The 24,628-nt window shown below is 54.1% G+C and carries 24 protein-coding genes and 1 riboswitch; of the genes, 19 read left to right on the top strand and 5 right to left on the bottom strand.

What is annotated here, in order from left to right:
* Positions 1 to 76: 76 nt before the first annotated feature.
* Positions 77 to 1,438: an MATE family efflux transporter gene (locus H8S44_RS00195; RefSeq protein ID WP_186872963.1), complete on the bottom strand. Its 1,362-nt coding sequence runs from the start codon at positions 1,436 to 1,438 to the stop codon at positions 77 to 79.
* A 133-nt stretch (positions 1,439 to 1,571) separates the two neighbouring features.
* Between H8S44_RS00195 and H8S44_RS00190 the strand changes: the two genes are divergently transcribed.
* From H8S44_RS00190 to H8S44_RS00140, 11 genes are all read left to right on the top strand, one after another.
* Complete coding sequence (locus H8S44_RS00190; protein ID WP_186872964.1) at positions 1,572 to 2,939, top strand: MATE family efflux transporter; 1,368 nt, start codon at positions 1,572 to 1,574, stop codon at positions 2,937 to 2,939.
* Between the two features lie 60 nt (positions 2,940 to 2,999).
* Complete coding sequence (locus H8S44_RS00185) at positions 3,000 to 3,704, top strand: hypothetical protein (RefSeq protein WP_408609361.1); 705 nt, start codon at positions 3,000 to 3,002, stop codon at positions 3,702 to 3,704.
* 179 nt (positions 3,705 to 3,883) lie between these two features.
* Complete coding sequence (locus H8S44_RS00180) at positions 3,884 to 4,207, top strand: PadR family transcriptional regulator (protein ID WP_186872966.1); 324 nt, start codon at positions 3,884 to 3,886, stop codon at positions 4,205 to 4,207.
* Positions 4,204 to 4,893, top strand: a complete 690-nt coding sequence (locus H8S44_RS00175; RefSeq protein WP_186872967.1) for a DUF1700 domain-containing protein — start codon at positions 4,204 to 4,206, stop codon at positions 4,891 to 4,893. Before H8S44_RS00180 ends, H8S44_RS00175 begins: the two co-directional genes overlap by 4 nt.
* Entirely contained in the window at positions 4,890 to 5,750 is an 861-nt protein-coding gene (locus H8S44_RS00170; RefSeq protein ID WP_186872968.1) for a DUF4097 family beta strand repeat-containing protein, read from the top strand. The genes H8S44_RS00175 and H8S44_RS00170 overlap by 4 nt, the downstream gene beginning before the upstream one ends.
* A 45-nt stretch (positions 5,751 to 5,795) precedes the next feature.
* Positions 5,796 to 5,996 carry a PspC domain-containing protein gene (locus H8S44_RS00165; RefSeq protein ID WP_186872969.1) on the top strand — a complete coding sequence of 67 codons (201 nt, stop codon included), beginning with the start codon at positions 5,796 to 5,798 and terminating at the stop codon, positions 5,994 to 5,996.
* 121 nt (positions 5,997 to 6,117) lie between these two features.
* A protein-coding gene (prfB, locus tag H8S44_RS00160) for a peptide chain release factor 2 (protein WP_408609360.1) occupies positions 6,118 to 7,237 on the top strand; the annotation gives its coding sequence in 2 pieces (ribosomal slippage) (positions 6,118 to 6,192 and positions 6,194 to 7,237; 1,119 coding nt in all).
* Positions 7,238 to 7,367: 130 nt separating this feature from the next.
* Positions 7,368 to 7,811, top strand: a complete 444-nt coding sequence (locus H8S44_RS00155) for an ACT domain-containing protein (protein WP_186872971.1) — start codon at positions 7,368 to 7,370, stop codon at positions 7,809 to 7,811.
* A gap of 21 nt (positions 7,812 to 7,832) precedes the next feature.
* Positions 7,833 to 9,050 carry a homoserine dehydrogenase gene (locus H8S44_RS00150; protein ID WP_186872972.1) on the top strand — a complete coding sequence of 406 codons (1,218 nt, stop codon included), beginning with the start codon at positions 7,833 to 7,835 and terminating at the stop codon, positions 9,048 to 9,050.
* A 6-nt stretch (positions 9,051 to 9,056) separates the two neighbouring features.
* Positions 9,057 to 10,265 carry a cofactor-independent phosphoglycerate mutase gene (locus H8S44_RS00145; RefSeq protein ID WP_186872973.1) on the top strand — a complete coding sequence of 403 codons (1,209 nt, stop codon included), beginning with the start codon at positions 9,057 to 9,059 and terminating at the stop codon, positions 10,263 to 10,265.
* A 2-nt stretch (positions 10,266 to 10,267) separates the two neighbouring features.
* Positions 10,268 to 11,476, top strand: coding sequence for an aspartate kinase (locus H8S44_RS00140; protein WP_186872974.1), 1,209 nt, complete (start codon positions 10,268 to 10,270; stop codon positions 11,474 to 11,476).
* A 78-nt stretch (positions 11,477 to 11,554) separates the two neighbouring features.
* On the opposite strand, the gene H8S44_RS00135 is transcribed toward H8S44_RS00140, so the two are convergent.
* The 3 genes from H8S44_RS00135 to H8S44_RS00125 all read right to left on the bottom strand — a co-directional run bounded on the left by H8S44_RS00135 (position 11,555) and on the right by H8S44_RS00125 (position 13,999).
* Positions 11,555 to 12,709: an FprA family A-type flavoprotein gene (locus tag H8S44_RS00135; RefSeq protein ID WP_186872975.1), complete on the bottom strand. Its 1,155-nt coding sequence runs from the start codon at positions 12,707 to 12,709 to the stop codon at positions 11,555 to 11,557.
* 130 nt (positions 12,710 to 12,839) lie between these two features.
* On the bottom strand, positions 12,840 to 13,589 hold the full coding sequence (locus tag H8S44_RS00130; RefSeq protein ID WP_186872976.1) for a DUF975 family protein: 750 nt from the start codon (positions 13,587 to 13,589) through the stop codon (positions 12,840 to 12,842).
* Complete coding sequence (locus H8S44_RS00125) at positions 13,586 to 13,999, bottom strand: hypothetical protein (RefSeq protein ID WP_186872977.1); 414 nt, start codon at positions 13,997 to 13,999, stop codon at positions 13,586 to 13,588. The genes H8S44_RS00130 and H8S44_RS00125 overlap by 4 nt, the downstream gene beginning before the upstream one ends.
* Positions 14,000 to 14,111: 112 nt before the next feature.
* Between H8S44_RS00125 and H8S44_RS00120 the strand changes: the two genes are divergently transcribed.
* Positions 14,112 to 16,259 carry a Tex family protein gene (locus tag H8S44_RS00120; protein WP_186872978.1) on the top strand — a complete coding sequence of 716 codons (2,148 nt, stop codon included), beginning with the start codon at positions 14,112 to 14,114 and terminating at the stop codon, positions 16,257 to 16,259.
* Positions 16,260 to 16,351: 92 nt separating this feature from the next.
* Here H8S44_RS00120 and H8S44_RS00115 read toward each other — a convergent pair whose 3' ends face one another.
* Positions 16,352 to 19,174 carry a heavy metal translocating P-type ATPase gene (locus H8S44_RS00115; RefSeq protein ID WP_186872979.1) on the bottom strand — a complete coding sequence of 941 codons (2,823 nt, stop codon included), beginning with the start codon at positions 19,172 to 19,174 and terminating at the stop codon, positions 16,352 to 16,354.
* A gap of 155 nt (positions 19,175 to 19,329) precedes the next feature.
* A riboswitch (FMN riboswitch) is annotated at positions 19,330 to 19,443 on the top strand.
* A gap of 357 nt (positions 19,444 to 19,800) precedes the next feature.
* On the opposite strand from H8S44_RS00115, the gene H8S44_RS00110 reads away from it, so the two are divergent.
* The 7 genes from H8S44_RS00110 (at position 19,801) to tsaD (ending at position 24,627) form a co-directional block, all read left to right on the top strand.
* Positions 19,801 to 20,523, top strand: coding sequence for an ECF transporter S component (locus H8S44_RS00110; protein WP_186872980.1), 723 nt, complete (start codon positions 19,801 to 19,803; stop codon positions 20,521 to 20,523).
* A gap of 164 nt (positions 20,524 to 20,687) precedes the next feature.
* Complete coding sequence (gene tsaE / locus H8S44_RS00105) at positions 20,688 to 21,113, top strand: tRNA (adenosine(37)-N6)-threonylcarbamoyltransferase complex ATPase subunit type 1 TsaE (protein ID WP_186872981.1); 426 nt, start codon at positions 20,688 to 20,690, stop codon at positions 21,111 to 21,113.
* 1 nt (position 21,114) lies between these two features.
* Positions 21,115 to 21,879, top strand: coding sequence for a tRNA (adenosine(37)-N6)-threonylcarbamoyltransferase complex dimerization subunit type 1 TsaB (gene tsaB, locus H8S44_RS00100; protein WP_186872982.1), 765 nt, complete (start codon positions 21,115 to 21,117; stop codon positions 21,877 to 21,879).
* Positions 21,876 to 22,316 carry a ribosomal protein S18-alanine N-acetyltransferase gene (rimI, locus tag H8S44_RS00095; RefSeq protein WP_186872983.1) on the top strand — a complete coding sequence of 147 codons (441 nt, stop codon included), beginning with the start codon at positions 21,876 to 21,878 and terminating at the stop codon, positions 22,314 to 22,316. Before tsaB ends, rimI begins: the two co-directional genes overlap by 4 nt.
* Before the next feature lie 101 nt (positions 22,317 to 22,417).
* Positions 22,418 to 22,675, top strand: coding sequence for a hypothetical protein (locus H8S44_RS00090; protein WP_186872984.1), 258 nt, complete (start codon positions 22,418 to 22,420; stop codon positions 22,673 to 22,675).
* A 9-nt stretch (positions 22,676 to 22,684) separates the two neighbouring features.
* A complete protein-coding gene (locus H8S44_RS00085) occupies positions 22,685 to 23,602 on the top strand; it encodes a ribonuclease Z (RefSeq protein ID WP_186872985.1) in 918 nt (305 codons plus the stop codon).
* Entirely contained in the window at positions 23,599 to 24,627 is a 1,029-nt protein-coding gene (gene tsaD, locus H8S44_RS00080; protein ID WP_186872986.1) for a tRNA (adenosine(37)-N6)-threonylcarbamoyltransferase complex transferase subunit TsaD, read from the top strand. Before H8S44_RS00085 ends, tsaD begins: the two co-directional genes overlap by 4 nt.
* The last annotated feature ends 1 nt before the right edge of the window (position 24,628 follow it).

The following is a 24,628-nucleotide window of genomic DNA, read 5'->3' as shown; positions in this document are numbered from 1 at the left end:
GGAAACAAATGACAGAAACAATTCAATTTCTTGGAAAGACTTATCTGGACGGGCAGATGCCCCGGTGGCGGGAGATTCAGGAACGCATGCGGGTAAGCTGACGCTTTACGGTCAGAAGCATGACGGTAAAACACAGAGTACCGCCGAGCACATTGGAGACCGGCTCGGCCAGAAAGACGCCGTCCGTCCCAAGACCCAGGGCGTAGGGCAGAAGATAAGTCAGCGGAACCACGATGACCACCTTCCGAAGGAGAGAGAAAAAGACTGCCTGCCGCTTCAGATTCAGAGACTTAAACATGGTCTGGCCCACATACTGGAGCAGCATGAAGATAAAGGCCGAAAAATAGAGCTTCATGGACGGAATGGTGTCGGCCAGCAGACTGGAATCTGAACTGAAGATTCCGATGAGAAAGTGAGGCGCGAACAGAATCACCAGCCACATGCCCAGGGTATAGATGAGGGCCATCAGAGCCATGGTGTACCCGGCCTGCTTCACCTGTTCCGGCCTCCGTGCTCCGTAGTTATAGCTGATGATGGGAGAGGAGCCCTCTGTGATGGCATAGATGGGTGTCTCCACCATCTGGCGGATACTGGAGATAATAGTCATGACAGAAATATAGATATCGCCGCCGGTGATGGCCAGCACATGGTTGCAGCAGATGCTGACCAGACTGTTGGTGAGCTGCATGATAAAGCCTGCGGTTCCCAGGCTTACGATGTCCCCGGCGCAGGAGCCCACCGAGGCCAGTTCCTCCCGGGAAAGAAGCCGGATCGGATATTCGGCTTTTCTGCGGAGAAAGTACAGCACAAAGGCGGCGGAAAGAAGCTGGGACAGGACGGTGGCAATGGCCGCTCCCGGAGCGCCCAGATGGAAGACGAAGATAAACAGCGGATCCAGAACCAGATTGGCTGCTGCGCCGATGACCACAGAGAGCATACCGGCGGTGGAGTATCCCTGCGCATTGATAAAGGGATTCATGCCGGTGGCGATCATGGAAGGAAACGTGCCCAGCAGATAAATCATCAGATAGGGATAAGCGTAGACCAGGGCCTGGTCGGAAGCGCCGAACAGAACCAGGAGCGGACGGGCGAATAAAAATCCCAGGATCATCAGGAGCAGGGAGCATACCGACAGCAGAAAAAAGGAAGTGTTCAGGATTTTTCCAGCCTGTACGGTATTCTTTTGTCCCCGCGCGATAGAGAACAGGGGCGCGCCTCCGGTGCCGAAGAGATTGCTGAAGGCAGTGATCAGGATGACGATAGGAAAGCAGAGTCCCACAGCTCCCAGGGCCGCGGTGCCGGTCTCCGGAATACGGGCGATGTAAATACGGTCTACGATATTATAAAGAAGGCTCAGAAGCTGAGCCACCAGCATGGGCAGGGCCGCGTTCAGAATATTACTTCGAATGGAGCCATGTTCAAAATCAATGCGTTGCATAAGAGAGTTCCCTCTTCCTTTTTTTGAAGTTCAGTTTCAATATAGTATAGCATAGTTACATAGAGAAGCATTAAAAATATGAGATAAAATAAGAAAATAAGGGTATTTACAAAAGAATGGGAAAAAAGTATATATGAGTAATGATAAGAGAAAAAAGACAGGCGGAATCCAGATGATACAGGGTTCCCTGTGGAAAAATATCTTTCTCTTCAGCGTACCCCTGATGTTTTCACAGGTGCTGGAGGTCATGTTTAATCTGAGCGATGTGGCGGTGGTTGGCCGATTCGCGGACTACCGGGCGCTGGGATCCGTGGGCTCCACGACTTTGCTGGTAACCCTGTTTACGGGTTTCCTTATCGGTATGGGAAGCGGCGTCAATGTGCAGACAGCCCTGGGGCTGGGAGCCGGAGATGAAAAGGCAGTGGATCGGACCATCCATACGTCCTTCCTGCTCTGCGCGTTTATCGGACTTCTGGCAGGGGGCATCTGCTTTTTCTTTGCGGATGGAATGTTGACCCTGATGAATACCAAGGAGGAGCTCATAGATGGCGCGATTCTTTATCTGCGGATCTATGCCTTCGGTATGCCGGCCATGGGAATCTATAACTTCGGAAACGGTGTTATGAGTGCCTCCGGGGATACAAAGCACCCGTTGCTGTATCTGGCCATCGCGGGCGTGATCAATGTGATACTGAATCTGTTTTTCGTCATCCGTTGTCACATGGCGGCGGAGGGCGTAGCTCTGGCCAGCGCCATTTCCCAGTACCTGTCGGCCATTCTGATCCTGATACATCTGATGTATCGGAATGAGGCCTGTAAATTCCGGTTCGCCAGGCTGCGGCTCAGTATGGACGCGGCTCAGAATGTACTTTTCATCGGAATTCCGGCAGGCATCCAGAACGCCATCTTCGCCATTGCCAATATCTTTGTACAGGTGGGCGTGAATACCTTTGACGCAGTGACTGTATCGGGCAATGCGGCCGCTACCAATGCGGATTCCCTGATTTTCAATGTGATGTACGCCTTTTACACCGGCTGCACCAGCTTCATGGGACAGAACCGGGGAGCCGGACAGCGGAAACGGGTGCTGAAGAGCTACTTTATCAGTCTGTTCTACTCCTCTGTGGCGGGAGCTCTGCTGGGCAGTCTGCTCTTTGTGTTCGGACGGCAGTTTTTAGGCCTCTTTGCCACAGAGCGGGCGGTCATCGATGTGGGAATGCAGCGTATCCGGATCATGTGCTTTTCCTATGCCATTTCCGCCTTTATGGATTGCAGTATCGCGGCCTCCAGAGGACTGGGAAAGAGCGTGGCACCGACTATTATCGTGATTCTGGGCTCCTGTGTATTCCGAATCACATGGATTTACACAATATTCGCGTATTTCCATACGATTCCGTCCCTTTATCTGCTGTACTTTTTCTCATGGACCATCACATCAGCGGCAGAGATTTTGTATTTTGTACATACCTATCGGAAGATGGTGCGGGAGCATCAGCTGTGATTTACGTGAACAACGAGTCAAATTCGTGAGGCGTATTTTGTCTCGTTTTATGAAGGAAACATGACTATGGAAGATACGACATTTTTAACAGCGAATCTGGAAAAAGAGATTCCGGTGCTGCGGGCGCAGATTCGGGCCCTGTACGAACAGCTTGACCGGAAGTTCCATCTGGAGGGAGCGAAGGTACCCATTACCTTTGGCCTGGACCGGGACTGTCTGGGATCCTATACCCGGAGCAGTCACCGGGAGAAAGAGCATTTTCATTTTTCCCTGCTCTTTATCGGCTATGCGGTGAAGCGTCCTCTGAGCAAGGAGGAGCGGACGGATCTTTACCGCCACGAGTATGCCCATTATATGCAGTACCACATGGAGATTCCGAAGCAGTACCAGTGGCAGCCCGGCACCCACGGCAGCGCCTGGAAGTACTGCTGCTCCCTGGTGGGAGCAGCCCCCACGCCCTACTACAAGGCGGGCGAGGCTCTAATGAAGCATGATTATGAGAAAACGCTGAAGAATCCCATCCATGATAAGACGGTTCCCCTGCGGGACCGGTATCGGCGGGAGCAGGAGCATAAAAAGTCCAAAGACAGCGTGGTTCGGTACCGGGTCGGGGAACAGGTGGCTCATCCCAAGTTCGGACACGGCCTGATCGAGAAGGTGGAGCAAAAGACAGGGGCAGTGAATCTGCATATCCGGTTTCAGGACGGCGTACGGAAGATAGACCAGAAATGGCTGATCCGTTCCGGCTATCGGAAAAAGGGCTGAAGATACAAAAGCATACAGAAGATACCCTCAAAGGTCGGATACGAAATCTGATTTTTGAGGGTATTGTTTATTAAGAATTCATGAATACTATTGACAGAAGTATATTATACAATATATAGTATGAATATCTTATAATATTATATAGCATATAATATGAGGAACAGTGAGGAGCAAAGCATATGGTTTTTAATACAGGAGCGGCGCTTCTGGACGCGATTGTGCTGGCGGTAGTCTCCCATGAGCAGCAGGGGACCTACGGATACAAGATCACACAGGACGTCCGGCAGGCCATAGACATATCGGAATCCACCCTGTATCCGGTATTGCGGAGACTGCAGAAGGATGGATGCCTGGAGACCTATGATATGGAGTTCGGAGGGCGGAACCGCAGGTATTACCGGATCACAGCGGCTGGAGCTGCTCAGCTGAACATGTATGAAAATGAGTGGAAGATTTATTCCTCCAGAATAACGAGACTGTTCGAGGGGAGTGAGGAAGCATGAACAGAAAAAAGTTTATGAGGCGGCTGGAAGAGCTGCTGGCAGATATCTCAGAAAATGAGAGAGAGGAAGCGCTGCAGTATTACGAGGACTATTTTGACGACGCGGGCACGGAAAGGGAGGCCGCCGTCATCGAAGAACTGGTGAGCCCGGAGCAGGTGGCCCGGAAAATCAAAGCGGGCCTGTCCGAGGAAGACGGAGAATTCTCCGAGGAGGGTTACCGGGATTCCAGATTTGAGGGACGGAGGCAGGCTCCGGCGGAGTACGCAGGAGCGGAAAGGACGGCGGCGGAAAAGCCCGGCCGAAAGCAGACGAACTTCTGGAAGGTTCTGGCTATTATCCTGCTCTGCATTTTGCTGGGACCCATCGTGATTCCGGTGGGATTTGCTCTGCTGGTGGCGATCTTCGGAGTGGCTATCGGGATTCTGGCGGTGGCGTTTGGTATCGGCGTCTCGGGAATCGCTCTGATTCTCGGAGGAATGGTTACGGCGGTGAGAGGAATTGTGTGGTTATTCGGAAATCCGGCGGGAGGAATCCTGACTATCGGTGCAGGCTGCCTGCTCATATCCCTGGGGATTCTGGTATCTATGCTGATTCTCTGGATATGCAGAAAGGTGATTCCGGTACTGATTCAGGGAATGGTAAATATCGTAAGCTGGCCCTTTAGAAAGGCAGGTGCAAAGAAATGAAGCGATTTACAAAGATATGCCTGATCACAGCCGCAGTTCTTGGAGGACTGGGAGTTCTGGGCATAGGAATCGGCCTGATGCTGGGAGGTTCTCCCTGGCAGCCGGCCCGGTTTGAACACCAGAAATACGAGACAGAAACATACGGTGAAAAAAAACAGGATGAAAAAAAACAGAAGGGACAGACCTCCGGGGGACCCTACGGAACAGAGATTCAGACGCTGGAGCTGGATATCCGCTACGGGGATGTGCGGATCGCTGCGGCGGACGGGGACAGCATCTCCGTGCAGGCAGAAAATCCGGGAAAATATTTTAAGGAAACCGTAGAGGACGGCGATACCCTGGTACTGCTGGACGAGCGGCCCGCCCGGGAAAAGGAACTGGTGCTCACAGTACTGCTGCCCGAGCGGATGCTGAAAGAAATCAGTATCGATCTGGGGGCAGGAGTGCTTTCCGCCGAACGGCTGGAGGCGCAGGATATCAGCATGGATCTGGGAGCCGGACAGGGAAATGTGAACCGGGTGATTGCCGGGGACGACGCGGAGCTTTCTGTGGGAGCAGGCGAGCTTCAGGTGGCGTATTTCCGCGGAAATGCGCTGGATGTGGACTGTGGAACCGGGCGGCTGATCCTGTGCGCGGAAGGAACGGAGGCAGACTATAATTACACCCTGGAGTGCGGAATTGGCGCTGTCCAGATAGGAGAAAGAGATTATTCCGGTATCGGCCATGAGGAGAGCGTGGATCATGGGGCGGCAAAGGACATAGATGTGGAGTGCGGCATCGGAGAGGTTACAGTGACCTTTACCGGAACACACGGGGAGCATAAAACACAGACAGAATCCCACAAACAGGAACTGTAGGCGCAGACGATATGCGAAATCGAAAACAGAAAAGGAGATAAGACTATGACATCAAAGAAATTAATGCGTTCAGCAACAGATAAAATGATATGCGGTGTGTGCGGAGGAATCGGTGAATACCTGAATATCGATCCCACCCTGATCCGGATTCTCTGGGCTTTGCTTTCCCTGGGAAGCTGCGGAACCGCTCTTCTGATCTACATTATCGCCGCAGTGATTATGCCCGAGGATAACGGCGTGGCATAACAATGTGGAAAGGGCCCTGAAAAGGCCGGAAAACAGAGATTTTTCTTGCGTCAGCGCGCCCGCCCTGCTATACTTAATAGCAGCGCGGGCGCGCGAATTGTATAAAGAAAGAGGTGGGAAAATGGTAGAATTAGATCAGTTTAAATATACACTGAACGGCTATCAGGGACCATTAGTAGAACTGAGGGATTCACTTTGACTTGGCTAACAAGGCAAAGCGGATCGAAGAATTAGAGAGAGAGATGGAAGCTCCCGGCTACTGGGACGACCCGGAGAAGTCCCAGGAGGGTATGAAGGAGCTGAAGAACTTAAAGGACGAGGCAGAGGATTATCATGCCCTGGAGCAGCAGTATGAGGATATCGAGACCCTGATCGAGATGGGCAATGAGGAAAATGATCCGGAGCTGGTGCCGGAAGTACAGGCGGAGCTGGAAGCCTTTGCGGCGAAGCTGGATTCCATGACCATTAAGACTCTGCTCTCCGGAGAATATGACAGAAATAACGCAATTCTGAAGCTGAACGCAGGCGCAGGCGGTACGGAAAGCTGCGACTGGGCGGGCATGCTGTATCGCATGTACACCCGCTGGGCAGAACGTAAGGGCTTTACCGTGGAGGTACTGGACTACCTGGACGGCGACGAGGCGGGTATCAAGTCCGTGACCTTCCAGGTAAACGGCGAGAACGCTTACGGCTATCTGAAGTCCGAGAAGGGCGTCCACCGTCTGGTGCGTATCTCCCCGTTCAACGCCCAGGGCAAGCGGCAGACTTCCTTTGTATCATTGGACGTCATGCCGGATATCGAGGGCGACATCAATGTGGAGATCCGGGACGAGGATCTGCGGATCGATACCTATCGTTCCAGCGGCGCAGGCGGCCAGCATATCAACAAGACCTCATCAGCTATCCGTATCACCCATCTGCCCACGGGCATCGTGGTACAGTGCCAGAATGAGCGTTCCCAGTTCCAGAACAAGGATAAGGCTATGCAGATGCTGAAGGCCAAGCTGTACCTTCTGGAGCAGCAGAAGAATCAGGAGATGCTGTCCGGCATCCGGGGCGAGGTCAAGGACATTGGCTGGGGCAACCAGATCCGTTCCTATGTGATGCAGCCGTACACGCTTGTGAAGGATCACCGCACCGGTCAGGAGATCAGCAATGTGAACGCAGTGCTGGATGGAGCCATCGACCCGTTCATCAACGCTTATCTGAAATGGATTACGGTGAAACCGGAAGAGGAATAAAAAATCAGGATGCAGGCGGAAACGGCTGCATCTTGTGCTTGCATTCTTTTAAAGAGTGTGGTACGATTCTAACAGTTTGATCCACGAGAGACACACAAGTGTTTCTGGATAACGAACATGGAGGGAAAAGATGTCAGAAAAGAGCAAGTATTTTGTTGTGACCCAGAAGGCAGTTCCCGAGGTACTTCTGAAAGTGGTGGAGGCCAAGCGGCTTTTGGATTCTTCCAAGGCCATTACCGTGCAGGAGGCCACCGAGCAGGTGGGCATCAGCCGGAGTTCCTTCTATAAATATAAAGATGATATTTTTCCCTTTCATGACAATTCCAAGGGAAAAAGTATTACCTTTGTATTGCAGATGGACGACGAGCCCGGGCTGCTGTCCCTGGTTCTGAAGACCATTGCGGACTACAAGGGAAACGTATTGACGATTCATCAGACCATTCCCATCAACGGAGTGGCCTCTCTGACCCTGACGGTGGATATCTTACCCACTACGGGAGATGTATCGTCGATGATCGATCAGATAGAGAGCCAGCAGGGCATTCACTATCTGAAAATTCTTGCAAGAGAGTAAAAGACGAAGGAGTACAGAAAGATGATTCAGATAGCAGTCATGGGCTACGGCACCGTCGGATCGGGAGTCGTAGAAGTACTGAAGACCAACCGGGAGAGTATTGCCAAGCGCGTGGGTCAGGAGGTAAATATCAAGTATGTTCTGGATCTGCGGGAGTTTCCGGGAGACCCGGTGGAGCAGGTACTGGTTCATGATTTCGAGACCATTGTAAATGATCCCGAGGTAAAAGTAGTAGTAGAGGTTATGGGGGGCGTGGAGCCTGCGTATACCTTTACAAAGAGATGCCTGCTGGCAGGCAAGAGCGTGTGTACCTCCAACAAAGCGCTGGTGGCAGCTCACGGAGCGGAGCTTCTGCAGATTGCGAAGGATAAGAACCTGAACTATCTCTTCGAGGCCAGCGTGGGCGGCGGCATTCCCATCATCCGTCCCCTGCAGACCTGTCTGACCGCAGACGAAATCGTGGAGATCAGCGGTATCCTGAACGGAACCACCAATTATATTCTGACCAATATGACCTACCACGGAGCGAACTTCGATGACGCCCTGAAGGATGCCCAGGAGAAGGGCTACGCGGAGCGGAATCCGGAGGCGGATGTGGAAGGCCATGACGCCTGCCGTAAGATCGCCATCCTGACTTCTCTGGTCAGCGGACAGAGAGTAGACTTTGAAGATATTTATACCGAGGGTATCACGAAGGTGACAGCCGAGGATATCCGGTATGCCGATAAATTAGGCCGTGTGATCAAGCTTCTGGCCATGAGCAAAAAAGAAGCGGACGGCAAGTATTACGCCATGGTAGCGCCCTTCCTCATCGATGCGGCGAACCCGCTGTACAGCGTGAACGGCGTATTCAATGCCATTTTCGTAGAGGGTAATATGCTGGGCGATTCCATGTTCTACGGAAGCGGGGCAGGAAAGCTTCCCACCGCCAGTGCCGTAGCTGCCGACGTGGTGGACGCAGCGAAAAACCTGGGTGAGAACCTGGGCTTTTACTGGAGCGGGGAAAAGCTGGAGCTGGGCGATACCAGGGATGATAAGAGACGCTTCCTGGTGCGTGTCAAAGGCGACGCGAAAGCGGACGCAGTGGCTATGGAAGCGCTGTTTGGACCGGTTGAGGTCGTGGACGCAGGTGTCGCTGGTGAATTCGGCTTTGTGACCGGTGAGCTTAGCGAAGCAGAGTACGCGGAGCGCGCCGCGAAAACCGACGCTGTTTTGAACCGCATTCGTGTGGAGGGATAGACGGCTATGAAGTATGTGATTGTACTGGGCGACGGTATGGCCGATGAGCCTATCGAGGCCCTGGAGGGGCAGACACCCCTGGAATACGCGCAGACTCCGACCATGGACGAACTGGCGAAGCAGTCTGAGATCGGGCTGGCCCATACCATTCCCGAGGGCATGAAGCCAGGCAGCGACACGGCGAACCTTTCGGTACTGGGTTATGATCCGAAGCAGTATTATACAGGACGTTCTCCCCTGGAGGCCTTAAGCATCGGCGTGGATATGAAGCCCGATGACATCGCTCTGCGGACGAATCTGATTACGGTATCCGATGGCGACGAGCCTTACGAAGAAAAGACCATCATCGATCACAGCTCCAGCGAGATCAGTACCGAGGACGCGGCGATTCTGCTGGATGCAGTTCGGAAGGAACTGGAAAATGATACCTATCATTTCTATGTGGGAACCAGCTACCGTCATCTGCTGATCTGGGAGAAAGGCAGCGTGGTAGAGCTGACTCCGCCCCACGATGTGCTGGGACAGAAGGTGGGCGATCATCTGCCGTCGGATCCGGTTCTCCGGGAGATGCAGAAGAAGAGTTATGAGATTCTCTCAAAGCATCCCATCAATCTGGAGCGGAAGGCCAGAGGCCTGAATCCGGCCAACTCCTGCTGGTTCTGGGGTGCGGGCACCCGTCCCGCTTTAAGCTCTTTTGAAGAGAAGAATCACAAAAAGGGCGCCATGATTTCCGCGGTAGACCTTCTGAAGGGCATCGCCGTGGGAGCAGGCATGAAAAATATCGAAGTGGAGGGGGCCAACGGCCAGCTTCACACCAATTATGAGGGCAAGGCCCAGGCGGCCGCAGACGTGCTTTTGAAGGAGGGCTATGACTTTGTCTATGTCCATGTGGAGGCTCCCGATGAGATGGGCCACCAGGGAAGCGTAGAGCGTAAGGTCCAGGCCATCGAATATCTGGATCAGCGTCTGATTGCCCATTTGAAAGAGGCTCTGGACGCCTCCGGCGAGGATTACCGGATGATGATTCTGCCGGATCACCCGACCCCGATCTGCGTGCGGACCCATACCAGCGATCCCATTCCCTATCTGCTCTATGACAGCAGAAAGACCTCCGGGGGTGGCGCGGGCGTATACAATGAAAAGGCGGCGCGGGCGGGCGGCATCGAAGTGATGCACGGCTACGAGCTGATTGACAAACTGTTTGAGGAGAAATAGCAATGCTGATAGTGAAAAAATTTGGCGGAACCTCTGTAGGCGATAAGGAGCGCATCATGAATGTGGCGCGAAGATGCGCAGAGGATTTCAAGAAGGGCAACGACATCGTGCTGGTTCTTTCCGCAATGGGCAAGACCACAGACGAGCTGATTGCCAAGGCAAAGGACATCAATCCGAACCCGCCCAAGCGGGAGCTGGATATGCTGCTGACCACCGGAGAGCAGATTTCTGTAGCCATGATGGCCATGGCTTTTGATACCATGGATATCCCGGCGGTATCCCTGAATGCGTTCCAGGTCCGGATGCACACCACCCGGGTACATGGCAACGCCCGTCTGAAGCGTATCGATACCGACCGCATCATGCACGAGCTGGAGCACCGCCGTATCGTCATTGTGACCGGCTTCCAGGGCGTGAATAAATACGACAACTATACCACACTGGGCCGCGGCGGCTCCGATACCACAGCCGTAGCGCTGGCGGCAGCTCTGCATGCGGACGCCTGCGAGATCTACACGGACGTGGACGGTGTATATACAGCCGATCCGCGTATCGTACCGAAGGCCCGCAAGCTGGATGAGATTACCTATGATGAAATGCTGGATCTGGCGACCCTTGGCGCAGGCGTTCTGCACAATCGTTCCGTGGAGATGGCAAAGAAATACGGCGTACAGCTGGTGGTACGCTCCAGTTTAAATGATCACGAAGGAACTGTAGTTAAGGAGGAAACGAGCGTGGAAAGAATGTTAATCAGCGGCGTAGCGCTGGATAAGAATACAGCCAGAATTTCAGTCATTGGTCTGAAGGATGAGCCGGGTATGGCCTTCCGTCTCTTCAATATTCTGGCAAAAGAGGGCATCAATGTGGACGTGATCCTGCAGTCCATCGGACGTGAGAACAGCAAGGATATCTCCTTTACCGTATCCCGCGACGAGGCAGACCAGGCAGTGAAGATCATCGAGGACAACATGGCCCGCGTAGGCGCAAAGAGCATTTCCTGCAACAAGGAAGTGGTAAAGGTCTCCATCGTAGGTGCCGGTATGATGTCTAACCCGGGCGTGGCAGCGAAAATGTTCGAGGCTCTGTTCAATGAGAATATCAACATCAACATGATTTCCACATCCGAGATCCGTATCACCGTTCTGATCAACGAGAAGGACGCGGAGAGAGCAGTCAATGCAGTGCATGACGCTTTCGGACTGGAAGATTGATTATTATCTTACACAGGTAACAGAAAAGCTCCCGGGCACGACGCCCGGGAGCTAATTTTATTAAGGGAATGGAGAAGCTTATTGACACAGCTCATCGGCCAGTGCATCCACCTGTGCGCGGCTTTCGTCGCTGAGCGCGGACAGGATACGGACGGTATGCTCCGCGAAGGTCAGGTTCTTGCTGTTCTCCAGGAGGCTCTTCATGCCCCTGGCAGCTGTGGGAGCCCAGGAACCGTTTTCCATGAAGGCCACGGTGCGGTTCTGGTAGTTCCGGTCGGTCAGATGCTCGATGAAATCACGCATGTAGGGGAAGATGCCTCCATTGTAGGTGACGGTGGCCAATACCAGCTTGCTGTAGCGGAAGGCGTCCTCCACGGCCTCGGCCATATCGGTACGGGCCAGATCGTGGACTACCACGTGGGCGCAGCCCTTTTCACGCAGCCTGTCGGCCAGCAGGTCCACAGCTTCTTTGGTGTGGCCGTAGACAGAAGTATAGGCAAGGACGATGCCGTCGTCCTCAGGCTGGTAGGAGGACCAGGTGTTATAGAGGCTCAGATAATAGCCCAGATTTTCCTTCAGAATCGGTCCATGTAAGGGGCAGATGGTCTGGATATCCAGGGCAGCAGCTTTCTTCAACAGGTTCTGCACCTGCGCGCCGAATTTGCCTACGATGCCGATGTAGTAGCGGCGCGCCTCGCAGGCCCAGTCCTCTTCCACATCCAGGGCGCCGAATTTACCGAAACCGTCTGCGGAGAACAGTACTTTATCGCAGGTGTCGTAGGTGACCATAACCTCGGGCCAGTGAACCAAGGGCGCAGCCACGAAGGCCAGGGTATGCCTGCCCAGAGAAAGGGTGGATCCCTCTTTGATCACGATCTGGCGCTCCGGATAATCGGTGCCGAAGAACTGTTTCATCATGGTAAACGCCTTGGCGCTGGATACCACGGTGGTGTCCTGGTAAAGTTCCATGAACGCGGCAATATTGGCAGAGTGATCCGGCTCCATGTGCTGAATGATCAGGTAATCGGGATGCCGGTCGCCCAGAAGAGTCCGGATCTGATCCAGCCATTCCTGCTTGAAATGGGCGTCCACCGTGTCCATAACGGCGATCTTTTCGTCCAGGATGACATAGGAATTGTATGCCATGCCGTTAGGAACCACGTACTGCCCTTCAAAAAGATCCACATCATGGTCGTTGACGCCGACATACTTGATATCTTTGGTAATTTCCATTTTCATGCGCTCCTTTATATTTTTTAACATAACATATCCTTCGGAGATGGCGCTCCGCTTTGGATGCCGTCCGGCAGGACATAATGTCCAGCGATATTATATCATATCCCAAACAGAGGTGTACAGGATTTTAACAGACCTCTGCCCGGTCGCCGCGAAGCTCCAGGTACAGGTGACCCATGCTCACATAGAAATAGGGACGCACCCAGAGAAGTCCGATGCCCATGGAGGTCAGAGACAGCAGGTACAGGGGCAGAAAGCCCAGCCAGAGGCGGAGTACCCGGAGATACTGTCCCTGCATGAGAATGCGACTGGTACGGAGAGCTTCCGCGGGGGAGCAGTCCGGATCATCCAGCAGGACAAAGACCGTCAGACACCAGGGCAGAGAGCAGAGCACCGCCGGAATCAGAGCGGCCAGGCCGCAGGCAGCCACGCGGGCCAGCAGGGCGGGCAGCTCCGGCGGAATGGCGGTCGGATCCACAGCAAGAGGCAGCTGCAGGTAAAAGTACAGCGCCGGGGCGAACCAGATATAGGACACCAGATATCGGAATACAAAGGTGAGAATAAAGGTATCCGGCTGCATGCGGAAGGCGTAAAAAAGCATACCGGGCTGTACCACCGGTTTCTTCAGGCAGAGGGAATACAGAAAACGAATCAGACCCACGCTCAGAAGTGCTGACAGGATGGTGACGATGACAGTTAAGATCCAGAACAGGGCCTGGTCGAAGCTGCGGGCAGAGACAGCCAGATTGCTGGACTGGAGCAGCAGAGTCAGCGCCATGGTAAACAGGGTCAGGCTGATGGTCAGATTTACGGCAAAAAAGTAATTCCCCTCCAGTGAGATACGGGCCTGGCGGCGGATTTCTTTTGGCTTCATCATAAGGCGTTACCTCCTGTGGGAATCTGCGTGGACAGATTGGAATAAAGATCTGTGATGGCCTTCTGCAAAGCGTCCGGATCCATCAGGGTCTCCAGGCCGAAGAGCCGGATGGCGAAGTAGAAGCCCAGCACCAGGATCACCAGAGCCAGCAGAATGGCGAACACAGAGGTGATAGCAGCGCCCAAGGACTTTCCGGGCAGCCGGTAACCGTCGCCCTTGGACAGATGGGCGAAGAGAATACTTAAAGATCCAAGGGGCAGGGCGAAATAGATAAAATAAATGCTGATCACAGAGAGCAGCGACAGTACGCCGAAGAGCAGCGAAAGGTTTGCCATCTTATTCGGCTTCTTTTTATAGGGATTGGAATAAGGGTTAAAATCAAAATTCGGTTGTTCATTATATTGTTCCATAGTAAATCCTCCTGAAAGATTATAGTATCACAGCCGGGCGGGAAAGACAAATCCTTCTTGCGGCCAAAGGGCTTTTTTCGTATAATAAGGGCATTGAAAAGGAGAGAACAGCATGGATATTTTAAAGAAACTGACGGAAGAGCTGGGCGTTCAGCGCTGGCAGGTCGAGGCTGCGGTGAAGCTCATCGACGAAGGAAATACCATTCCCTTTATTTCACGTTATCGAAAGGAAGCCACCGGTTCCCTGAACGACGAGGTACTGCGGAATCTTTACGAGCGGCTGAATTACCTCAGGGGACTGGAGGATAAGAAGAATCAGGTGCTGGGCAGCATCGAGGAGCAGGGCAAGCTGACGGAGGAGCTGAAAAATCAGATTCTGGCGGCGGAGACCCTGGTGGCTGTGGACGACCTGTACCGTCCCTACCGGCCCAAGCGGCGTACCCGGGCTACCATTGCGAAGGAGAAGGGACTGGAGGGGCTGGCGGACGTGTTGCGGCTGCAGATGACCAAAAAGCCGCTGGCGGAAGAAGCGACAGCGTATATTTCTGAAGAGAAGGGCGTGCTGACCGCGGAGGACGCCATCGCGGGAGCCGGGGATATCCTGGCGGAAGCTATCTCCGACGAGGCAGACTATCGCGCCTATATCCGGAAGGCCACCTTTGACGAGGGACAGCTGCTGTCCGAGGCCAAGGATGAGAAGGCGCAGACGGTCTATGAGATGTATTATCACTACGAAGAGCCTGTGAAAAAGGCGGCGGGACACCGGATCCTGGCCCTGAATCGGGGCGAGGCGGAGAAGGTGCTGACCGTCCGGGTGGAAGCGCCGGAGGAACGCATCCTGCGCTACCTGGAGAAGAAGGTCATCCTGCGGGACAATCCCCATACGTCGCCGACTCTGAAAGCTGTCATTGCGGACAGCTACAGCCGCCTGATCGCGCCCTCCATTGAGCGGGAAATCCGAAGCGAGCTGACGGAAAAGGCCGAAGATGGAGCCATCAGCGTCTTTGGAAAGAATTTAAAGCAGCTTCTGATGCAGCCGCCCATCGTGGGACAGGTGGTGCTGGGCTGGGATCCGGCCTTCCGTACCGGATGCAAGCTGGCCGTGGTGGACGCCACCGGCAAGGTGCTGGATACGGTGGTCATTTACCCGACTGCGCCCCAGAATAAGGTTGCAGAGGCCAAGGCGGTGCTGAAGAAGCTCATTGCCAAATACGGCATTACCCTGATTTCTGTGGGCAACGGAACGGCCTCCCGGGAGTCCGAGCAGGTCATTGTGGAGCTCATCAGGGAGCTGCCCGCACCGGTGCGCTACGTCATCGTAAACGAGGCCGGAGCCTCGGTCTATTCCGCCAGCAAGCTGGCCACGGAGGAATTTCCGAACTTTGACGTGGGACAGCGCAGCGCAGCGTCCATCGCCCGCCGTTTACAGGATCCGCTGGCGGAGCTGGTCAAAATCGATCCCCGTTCCATCGGCGTGGGCCAGTACCAGCATGACATGAACCAGAAGAAGCTGGGCGAGGCCCTGTCCGGCGTGGTGGAAGATTGTGTAAACAGGGTTGGAGTGGATCTGAATACGGCCTCGGCCCCCCTTCTGGAATACGTGTCCGGCATCAGCAAGACACTGGCAAAGAATATCGTAGCCTACCGGGAGGAAAACGGCCATTTCACCAGCCGCAGAGAGCTCCTGAAAGTAGCAAAGCTGGGTCCAAAGGCCTTTGAGCAGTGCGCGGGCTTCCTGCGCATTACAGGGGGCAAAAACCCCTTGGACACCACCAGCGTACACCCCGAGTCCTACGCCAGCGCAGAGAAGCTGCTGACCACCATGGGATATACCACAGACGACCTGAAAAAGGGCGGCGTCAAGGGACTGTCTGCCAAGATTCATGACTATAAGCATCTGGCAGAGAAGCTGGAAATCGGCGAGCTGACCCTGCGGGATATCGTAAAAGAGCTGGAAAAGCCGGGACGGGATCCCCGGGACGAGATGCCGAAGCCCATTCTCCGCACCGATGTGCTGGAAATGAAAGACCTGAAGCCCGGCATGGTACTGAAGGGCACCGTCCGCAATGTCATTGATTTTGGCGTTTTCGTGGATATCGGCGTTCACCAGGACGGCCTGGTACACATTTCTCAGATTACCGATCGGTATATTAAACACCCGCTGGAGGTACTGAGCGTGGGAGACATCGTGGATGTGAAGGTACTCAGTGTGGATTTGCAGAAGAAGCGGATTGGATTAACCATGAAAGACGTAAAATAAAAACCTTTGGCAAAACGGCAGCCCACTGTCGGGATAAAAATGAAACTTTATCCCGACAGTGGGCTGCCGTTTGTTTTATGTTTCTGATGATGTTATTTCTTGTACAAAATCCGGATGGAATTCAGTACGCACAGCATAGCCACACCCGTGTCGGCGAATACAGCCAGCCACATATTCGGGTGTCCGGTCAGACCCAGAATCATAACCGCAATCTTGATAATCAGAGCGAATACCACATTCTGAACCGCGATACGGTTGGTGCTGCGGGCGATGGAGATAGCCGTCGGTACAGACTCCATGCTGGAAGTCATGAATACCGCGTCAGCCGCCTCAATAGCCGCGTCCGCGCCGCTTCCCATAGCCGCGCCCACATCCGCGCCGGCCAGAACCGGAGCGTCGTTGATACCGTCGCCCACGAACATTACGTTGCCGTTCTGCTCCCGAAGCTTGGTCATAATACTCAGCTTATCCTGGGGAAGAAGCTTTGCGTGAACCTCGTCGATGCCAGCCATCTTTGCCACAGCCTCGGCGCTCTCCTGCGCGTCGCCGGTGAGCATAACAGTACGAAGGCCCATTTTCTTCAGACGTGCAATGGCAGATTTCGCGTCAGCCTTCAGAGTATCGGAGATAACCAGATATCCGGCCAGCTTGCCGTCCACGGCCAGGAATACTTCAGAGCCGTAGCCCACGTCGATGGGAGCAGAGTCAAAAGCTACTCCATTTTCATCCATCAGCTTCTGATTACCGCAGAGTACTTTGCCTGCCGCCAGAGAAGCGGAGATACCGTGGCCTGCGATTTCCTCCAGAGAAGCAGGCTTCTCAAGAGAGATTCCCTTTTCCTGTGCAGCGGTTATGATACTGACAGCGATGGGATGTGTGGAGAACTGTTCGCAGCTTGCAGTGATGCGTAGCAGCTCATCTGCGGAAATGGATCCGGTGGAAACGATGTTTTGGAGCTTGAAGTTACCCTCGGTCACGGTACCGGTCTTATCCATGACCACAGCGCCCAGATTGCTCAGAGCCTCCATAGCCACGCCGCCCTTGAACAGGATACCCTTCTTGGAGCCTGCGCCGATACCGGAGAAGAATGCCAGCGGTACGCTAAGCACCAGGGCGCAGGGGCAGCTCATAACCAGGAAAGTAATCGCGGTATAAATCCACTGATGCCAGTTGCCGGTCACCAGAGACGGAATAATGGCAGTTACCAGAGCCAGGGTTACAACGATGGGAGTGTAAACCTTGGAGAACCGGGTAATAAAGCGGTCAATCTTCGGCTTGCTTGCGGCTGCGTTCTCTACGGAATCCAGGATACGGGTTACCATAGATTCGGACAGCGGCTTCTCCACGCGGATTTTCAGCTGACCGGAGGTATTGACACAGCCGGAGGTGATATCGTCACCGGCCTTTACAGCCACCGGAACCGGCTCGCCGGTAATCGGTGAGGTATCCAGACGGCTTTCGCCCTCAAGAATCACGCCATCCAGCGGAATACGGTCGCCCGGGCGGATCACCAGGACGTCGCCCACCTTGGCGCTCTCAGCCGGGATGACTTTGATATCGTCGCCCTGTACCAGATTGACCACCTCAGGACGCATATCCACAGCGTCCATGATCTGCCCGCGGCTTCGTTCTACAGCCTTGTGCTCGAAGAACTCACCGATGCGGTAGAAGAGCATAACGCCCATGGCCTCGGGATACATGCCGATGGCAAATGCGCCCAGTGTGGCGATGCTCATCAGGAAGTTCTCGTCGAAGACCTGACCATGGGAAATGTTCTTGGCAGCAGTTACCAGGACGCCTGCGCCCAGAATCAGATAACCGATGACAAATACGGGCAGTGTTACGGCGGCAGCAGCACCGGTATGGCTTAAAATCTCACCGACTACAAAGAGAACCGCGCCGATGATAATGGAAATGAGCTCCTTGCGTTCTTTCTTTTTCTCTTCTTCCCTGGCAGACTGTGCAGCGGCGTCCCTGGCAACAGATTTCGGGGACGGGTCGCGCTCTGCGATGGTGACCTCCGGCTCCAGGGCTGTGCTGACACGGCGGATCTCGTCGATGAGGGCGTCCGGATTCTCAGCGGTGATACGGAGCTGCTTGGTAGCGTAGGTCAGAACGGCTTTTTCCACGCCGGGAACCTGGTTGATACGTTCCTCGACCTTAGCCGCGCAGTGGGCGCAGTCCAGACCGTCGATGATGTATACCTTCGTCTTGGCAGATGCGTTGACTGTCTTTGGAACAAGCTTTACTTCAGCCTCGACAGAAGAGCAGATACGCTGCATTTCCGGAAGCAGTGCGTCCGGATCAGCGGCCAGGACGCGAAGCTGCTTGGTGGCGAAGGTGATGGTGGCTTCCTCTACGCCGGGCAGAGCATTGATTTTCTCTTCCATCTTGGAAGCGCAGTGCGCGCAGCCCAGATTCTCCACGATGTAGACCTCGCGGCGGGCATTGGCGCTGTGCTCGTGACCGTGATCGTGGCCGCAGCCGCAGGAATCGCCGTGCTCATGGTCGTGGTGATGATGCTCATGTTCCTCATGTTCATGGTCGTGACCACAGCCGCAGGAATCGCCGTGATCATGGTCGTGGTGATGATGCGCATGCTCCTCATGTCCATGGTCGTGACCACAGCCGCAGGAATCGCCGTGATCATGGTCGTGGTGATGATGCGCATGCTCCTCATGTCCATGGTCGTGACCACAGCCGCAGGAATCGCCGTGATCATGGTCGTGGTGATGATGCGCATGCTCCTCATGTCCATGGTCGTGACCACAGCCGCAGGAATCGCCGTGATCATGGTCGTGGTGATGATGCGTATGCTCCTCATGTCCATGGTCGTGCTCACAACCGCAGCCGCAGTGCTCGTGCTCCTCATGCCCGGATACGGAATTTAGTTTCTCCTTCTCTATATCAGCCATAGTATCTATCTCCTTTAAAATATATTTATATATGTTTAAGTGTTCATGTGTTGATTTAACCACATTAATAGAGGATTGTCAATAGGTTCAGAAAGAAAAATAAAAAAGATCTTGCAGAATGGAAAAAGCAGGACTATAATACACCGTAGAATATGGTAATTCTTCAGGGCAGGGTGAGATTCCCGACCGGCGGTAAAGTCCGCGAGCCGTAAGGCTGAATCGGTGAGATTCCGATACCGACAGTAGAGTCTGGATGAGAGAAGAAAAACGAGGCATATTTTATTTGCTTTGCTTTCCGGCCCTGAGTGCAGTTGCATTCAGGGATTTTTTATGTAATAGGAAATTCCTATGGAATCCCCTATTACATAAAAGCAAGCAGAGCTTGCAAAGATGCGCACTCGGCGCAGTGGTAGATGGTTGCCAAGGCAACCGCACCTCGGCGCGAGAATGTGCCAACGGCACATTCTTTTTTATGGAGAATTATCCTTTCTAAAATAATAATTTTGAAATACCCATAGGGGTGTACCTGGATGCCCAAAAGGCATGGGCAAACAGAAGAAACACCCTACGGGTGCACCTATATGCCCAAAAGGCATGGGCGTATAAGATGAAAGGAGAACTGTAACATGCCAAATCTGATTCAAAGTATCAAGGACAATCTCACATTTTTGCTGGTCTGCCTGCTGATCGTGGTGGCCATCTTCGTGGTGGCCAGCGTGACCGAAAAGGCGCTGCGGAAAAAGAACTCCATGCCCAGAACCAACTCCCCGGCCCGCCGGGTGGCTCTGGTGGGCGTATTCTCGGCCATTGCCGTTGTACTGATGCTCTTTGAGCTGCCTCTGTGGTTCGCGCCCAGCTTCTACGAGCTGGATTTCAGCGAGATTCCGGTTATGATCTGCGCCTTTGCCATGGGCCCGGTGGCCGGTGTGGCGGCGGAGCTCTGTAAGGTACTGCTGAAGCTGGTGCTGAAGGGAACCACCACCGCCTTTGTGGGCGACTTCGCCAATTTCGTGGTGGGCTGCAGCCTGGTGCTTCCGGCCTCCATCGCATATTACGCGAAGAAGAGTAAAAAGACCGCCATCCTGGGACTGATTCTGGGAACTGCGGTTATGACCGTATTCGGAAGCGGTTTCAACGCCCTCTATCTGCTGCCGAAGTTCTCGGAACTGTTCGGCATGCCCATGGACGCCATCATTTCCATGGGAACCGCGGTAAACAGCAGCATCCACAGCGTCTGGACACTGGTATTCTTTGCGGTAGTACCCTTTAATATTCTGAAGGGCCTCCTGGTATCCGCAGTGACTATGCTGCTGTACAAGCACATCAGTCCGATTCTGAAGAAGCACTGAGATTTTCCCGGTAGACAGCAGAAATAGGAAATGCTATAATATAAGCCGCAGAAAACGGCTGTATACAAGGAAAAAGAGAGCCCCGCAGATTCTGCGGGGCTCTTATAATAGGAATGGATTGTTTCTATAATAAAGTGTAGTTTTTAAAATAACGAGGTAAATCGATGATAACAGAGACATTTTCGGAACAGGAGACCAGAGCGCTGGGTGAAAAGCTGGGGCGGGAGGCAGCCGCAGGACAGGTGTATACCCTCACCGGAGACCTGGGCGTGGGAAAGACTGTATTCACCCAGGGCTTCGCCAGAGGGCTGGGCGTGAAAGAGCATGTGAACAGTCCCACCTTTACCATTGTGCAGGAGTATGGGGAGGGACGGCTTCCCTTTTATCATTTTGACGTGTACCGCATCGGCGATATCGAGGAAATGGATGAGATCGGTTATGAGGATTACTTTTACGGAGAGGGCGTCTGCCTGATTGAGTGGGCGGAGCTGATCGAGGAACTGCTCCCGGAGAACCGGATCGCGGTCCGCATCGAAAAGGATCTGGAAAAGGGCTTTGATTATCGAAAAATAACCGTGGAGGAGAAGTAAAATGAAGATATTGGGACTGGATAGTTCCGGACTGGTGGCATCCGTGGCCGTGGTAGAGGATGACGGTGTGAACAGCAATCTGGTGGCGGAATATACCGTAAACTATAAAAAAACACATTCCCAGACCCTGCTTCCCATGCTGGACGCCATTGCCCAGATGACGGAGCTGGATCTGAATACCATCGACGCCATCGCGGTGGCGGGGGGACCGGGTTCCTTTACAGGTCTGCGGATCGGCTCCGCCACGGCCAAGGGACTGGGGCTGGCGCTGAATAAGCCCCTGGTACACATTCCCACGGTGGACGCGCTGGCTTATAATCTCTATGGCACGGACAAGATCATCTGTCCGTTGATGGACGCCAGACGGAATCAGGTGTATACCGGAATCTACGAGTTCCGGGGAGAAGAATTGGTGGCTTTGGAGCCCCAGATGGCCGTGGGTATCGAAGAGATCGCGCAGAAGCTGTGTGAGCTTGGCAGAGAGGTGATTTTCCTGGGCGACGGCGTGCCGGTATTCCGCCAGAGACTGACGGAAGAACTGATGAAGGATGTTCCCTTCTCCTTTGCACCGGCCCATGTGAACAAGCAGAGAGCGGGAGCTGTGGCCATGCTGGCTGTATCCTATGTCCGCGCAGGAAAGACAGAAAGCGCTGCAGAGCACCGACCAGATTATCTGCGCCTGTCCCAGGCAGAGAGGGAACGGCTGGAAAAGGAACAGCAGGAGCGACTGGAAAAGGAGCAGGACGGAAGCGGGGAACCGGCATGACAGCCTGTGAGATCCGCCTCATGAAGGAAGAGGACGTACCGCAGGTGGCGGCCATCGAGCGGGAAGCCATTTCGCCGCCCTGGTCGGAGCAGTCCTTCCTGGAAAGTCTGGTTCTGCCTCACACTCTGTTTCTGGTGGCAGAGACGGAAGGGGAGATCAGCGGCTACTGCTGCTGTTACCGTTCCCTGGAGGAGGGTGAGATCACCAATGTGGCGGTTCGGCGGAAGTTGCGTGGCAGAGGCATCGGCGAGGCACTTTTACGGGAGCTGTTCCGGATCGGAGCTTCGGAAGGCATCGAGGCTTACACCCTGGAGGTGCGCGTGAGTAATGAGACCGCCATCCGCCTTTACGGGAAGCTGGGTTTTGAGAGCGCAGGCATCCGGAAGAACTTTTATGAGAAGCCCCGGGAGGACGCCTGTATTATGTGGAAGCGGTGACAGCAATTCCCACTGGGAGAGGCACCGGATTTCAGGTACAATATTCACGCAGGAAACACATCATAGATGGCGGATAACCGCCCGCACAGGGAGGAATACAAATGCGTGAGTATCAGGAACAGATAGAAAAGAAAACAGAAAAACCGGACAGAATCATCTGCAACGGCTGCGGAAAAATCATTGCCGTAAGGCAGGGGATGCCCGCGGAGGACGTGTGCTCCGTGCGGCAGGCGTGGGGATATCTGTCGGATAAGGATGGGGACGTGGATGAGTTCCACCTCTGCGAGAGCTGTTACGACAGAATTACAAAAAGCTTCACGGTGCCCCTGACCAGAACGGAAAAAACAGAGTGGTTATAGGAGACAGGAATGTTAGATGTATGTTTACTTGGAAGCGGCGGTATGATGCCGCTGCCCTATCGCTGGCTGACAGCGCTGATGACGAGATATAACGGAAGCAGCCTTCTCATCGACTGCGGAGAGGGAACGCAGATCGCCATCAAGGAAAAGGGCTGGAGCTTTAAACCCATCAATGTGATCTGCTTTACCCATTTTCACGGGGATCACATCAGCGGACTGCCGGGCCTTCTGCTCACCATGGGAAATGCGGAACGCACGGAACCGCTGACTCTCATCGGGCCAAAGGGCCTGGAGCGGGTAGTGACAGCTCTTCGCGTCATTGCGCCGGAGCTGCCTTTCCCCATTCATTTTATCGAGTTGACCAAGGCGGAAGAAGAGCTCTCCATCGGCGGTTATCGGATCAAGGCCTTCCGGGTAAATCATAACGTGACCTGTTACGGCTACTCCCTGGAGATCGACCGGGCCGGAAAGTTCCAGCTGGAACGGGCCCTGGAGCTTGGGATCCCGAAGAACTTCTGGAATCGGCTGCAAAAAGGCGAGACCGTGGAAGCAGACGGAAAGGTATATACGCCGGACATGGTCATGGGCGCTCCGCGAAAGGGAATCAAGCTGGTCTACTGTACGGATACCCGGCCTACAGCCTCCATTGCGGCCAACGCGGTGGGAGCGGATCTTTTTATCTGCGAGGGCATGTACGGTGAGAAGGACAAGCAGGCCAAGGCAGTGGCAAATAAACATATGACATTTTACGAAGCGGCCAGACTGGCGAAAGAGGCGGATGTGAAGGAAATGTGGCTGACCCATTACAGTCCGTCGCTGACGCGGCCGGAGGAATATATGAACGAGGTGCGCCGGATCTTTCCGCGCGCTGTGGCAGGAAAGGACAGAAAATCCATCGAACTGGATTTTGAGGATGAGGAAAAATGAGTACGGAAAAAGATATTTACATTCTGGGAATCGAAAGCTCCTGTGACGAGACCGCGGCGTCTGTGGTAAAAAATGGCCGCGTCGTGCTGTCAAATGTAATTTCTTCCCAGATCGATCTGCATACCTTATACGGCGGCGTGGTTCCCGAGATCGCGTCCCGGAAGCATATCGAGCGTATCAATCAGGTGATTCAGGAGGCCCTGGACACGGCAGGCATGACCCTGGACGATCTGGACGCCATCGGTGTCACCTACGGTCCCGGCCTGGTGGGGGCCCTTCTGGTGGGCGTGGCCGAGGCCAAGGCCATCAGCTACGCAAAAAAGCTGCCGCTGGTGGGCGTCCATCATATCGAGGGACATATTTCCGCCAACTATATCGAGAATCCGGATTTGGAGCCGCCCTTCGTGTGTCTGGTGGTATCCGGCGGGCACACCCATCTGGTGGTGGTACGGGATTACGGAAAATACGAGATTCTGGGACGGACCCGGGATGACGCGGCAGGAGAGGCCTTTGACAAGGTGGCCCGTGCCATCGGGCTGGGATATCCCGGCGGACCGAAGATCGATAAGCTGGCAAAGGAGGGCGATCCGGAAGCCATTTCCTTCCCGCGGCCCAGGTTTGAGGATTCTCCCTACGACTTCAGCTTCAGCGGCCTGAAGTCCGCGGTGCTGAATTACCTGAACGGCTGTCAGATGAAGGGCATCGAAGTGAACCGGGCGGATGTGGCGGCTTCCTTCCAGAAGGCAGTATGCGACGTGTTGGTGGAGCATGCCATGATTGCGGTAAAGGAAAGCGGCCTGAACAAGTTCGCCATCGCCGGAGGTGTTGCATCCAACTCCGCGCTGAGGGCAGCCTTTGAAAAGGCCTGCGCGGAGCGGCATATGGAGTTCTATCACCCGTCCCCTATCTTCTGCACTGACAATGCGGCCATGATTGGATCGGCAGCCTACTATGAATTTATTGCCGGAAAAAGGGACGGCCTGGATCTGAACGCAGTGCCGAACCTGAAGCTGGGAGAGAGATAAG

The sequence above is a fragment of the Anaerosacchariphilus hominis genome (assembly GCF_014290175.1).
GTDB classification, from domain to species: domain Bacteria; phylum Bacillota; class Clostridia; order Lachnospirales; family Lachnospiraceae; genus Laedolimicola; species Laedolimicola hominis.
Note: the sequence above shows the minus strand (reverse complement) of the source record. Positions and strands in the feature narration are given on the sequence as shown.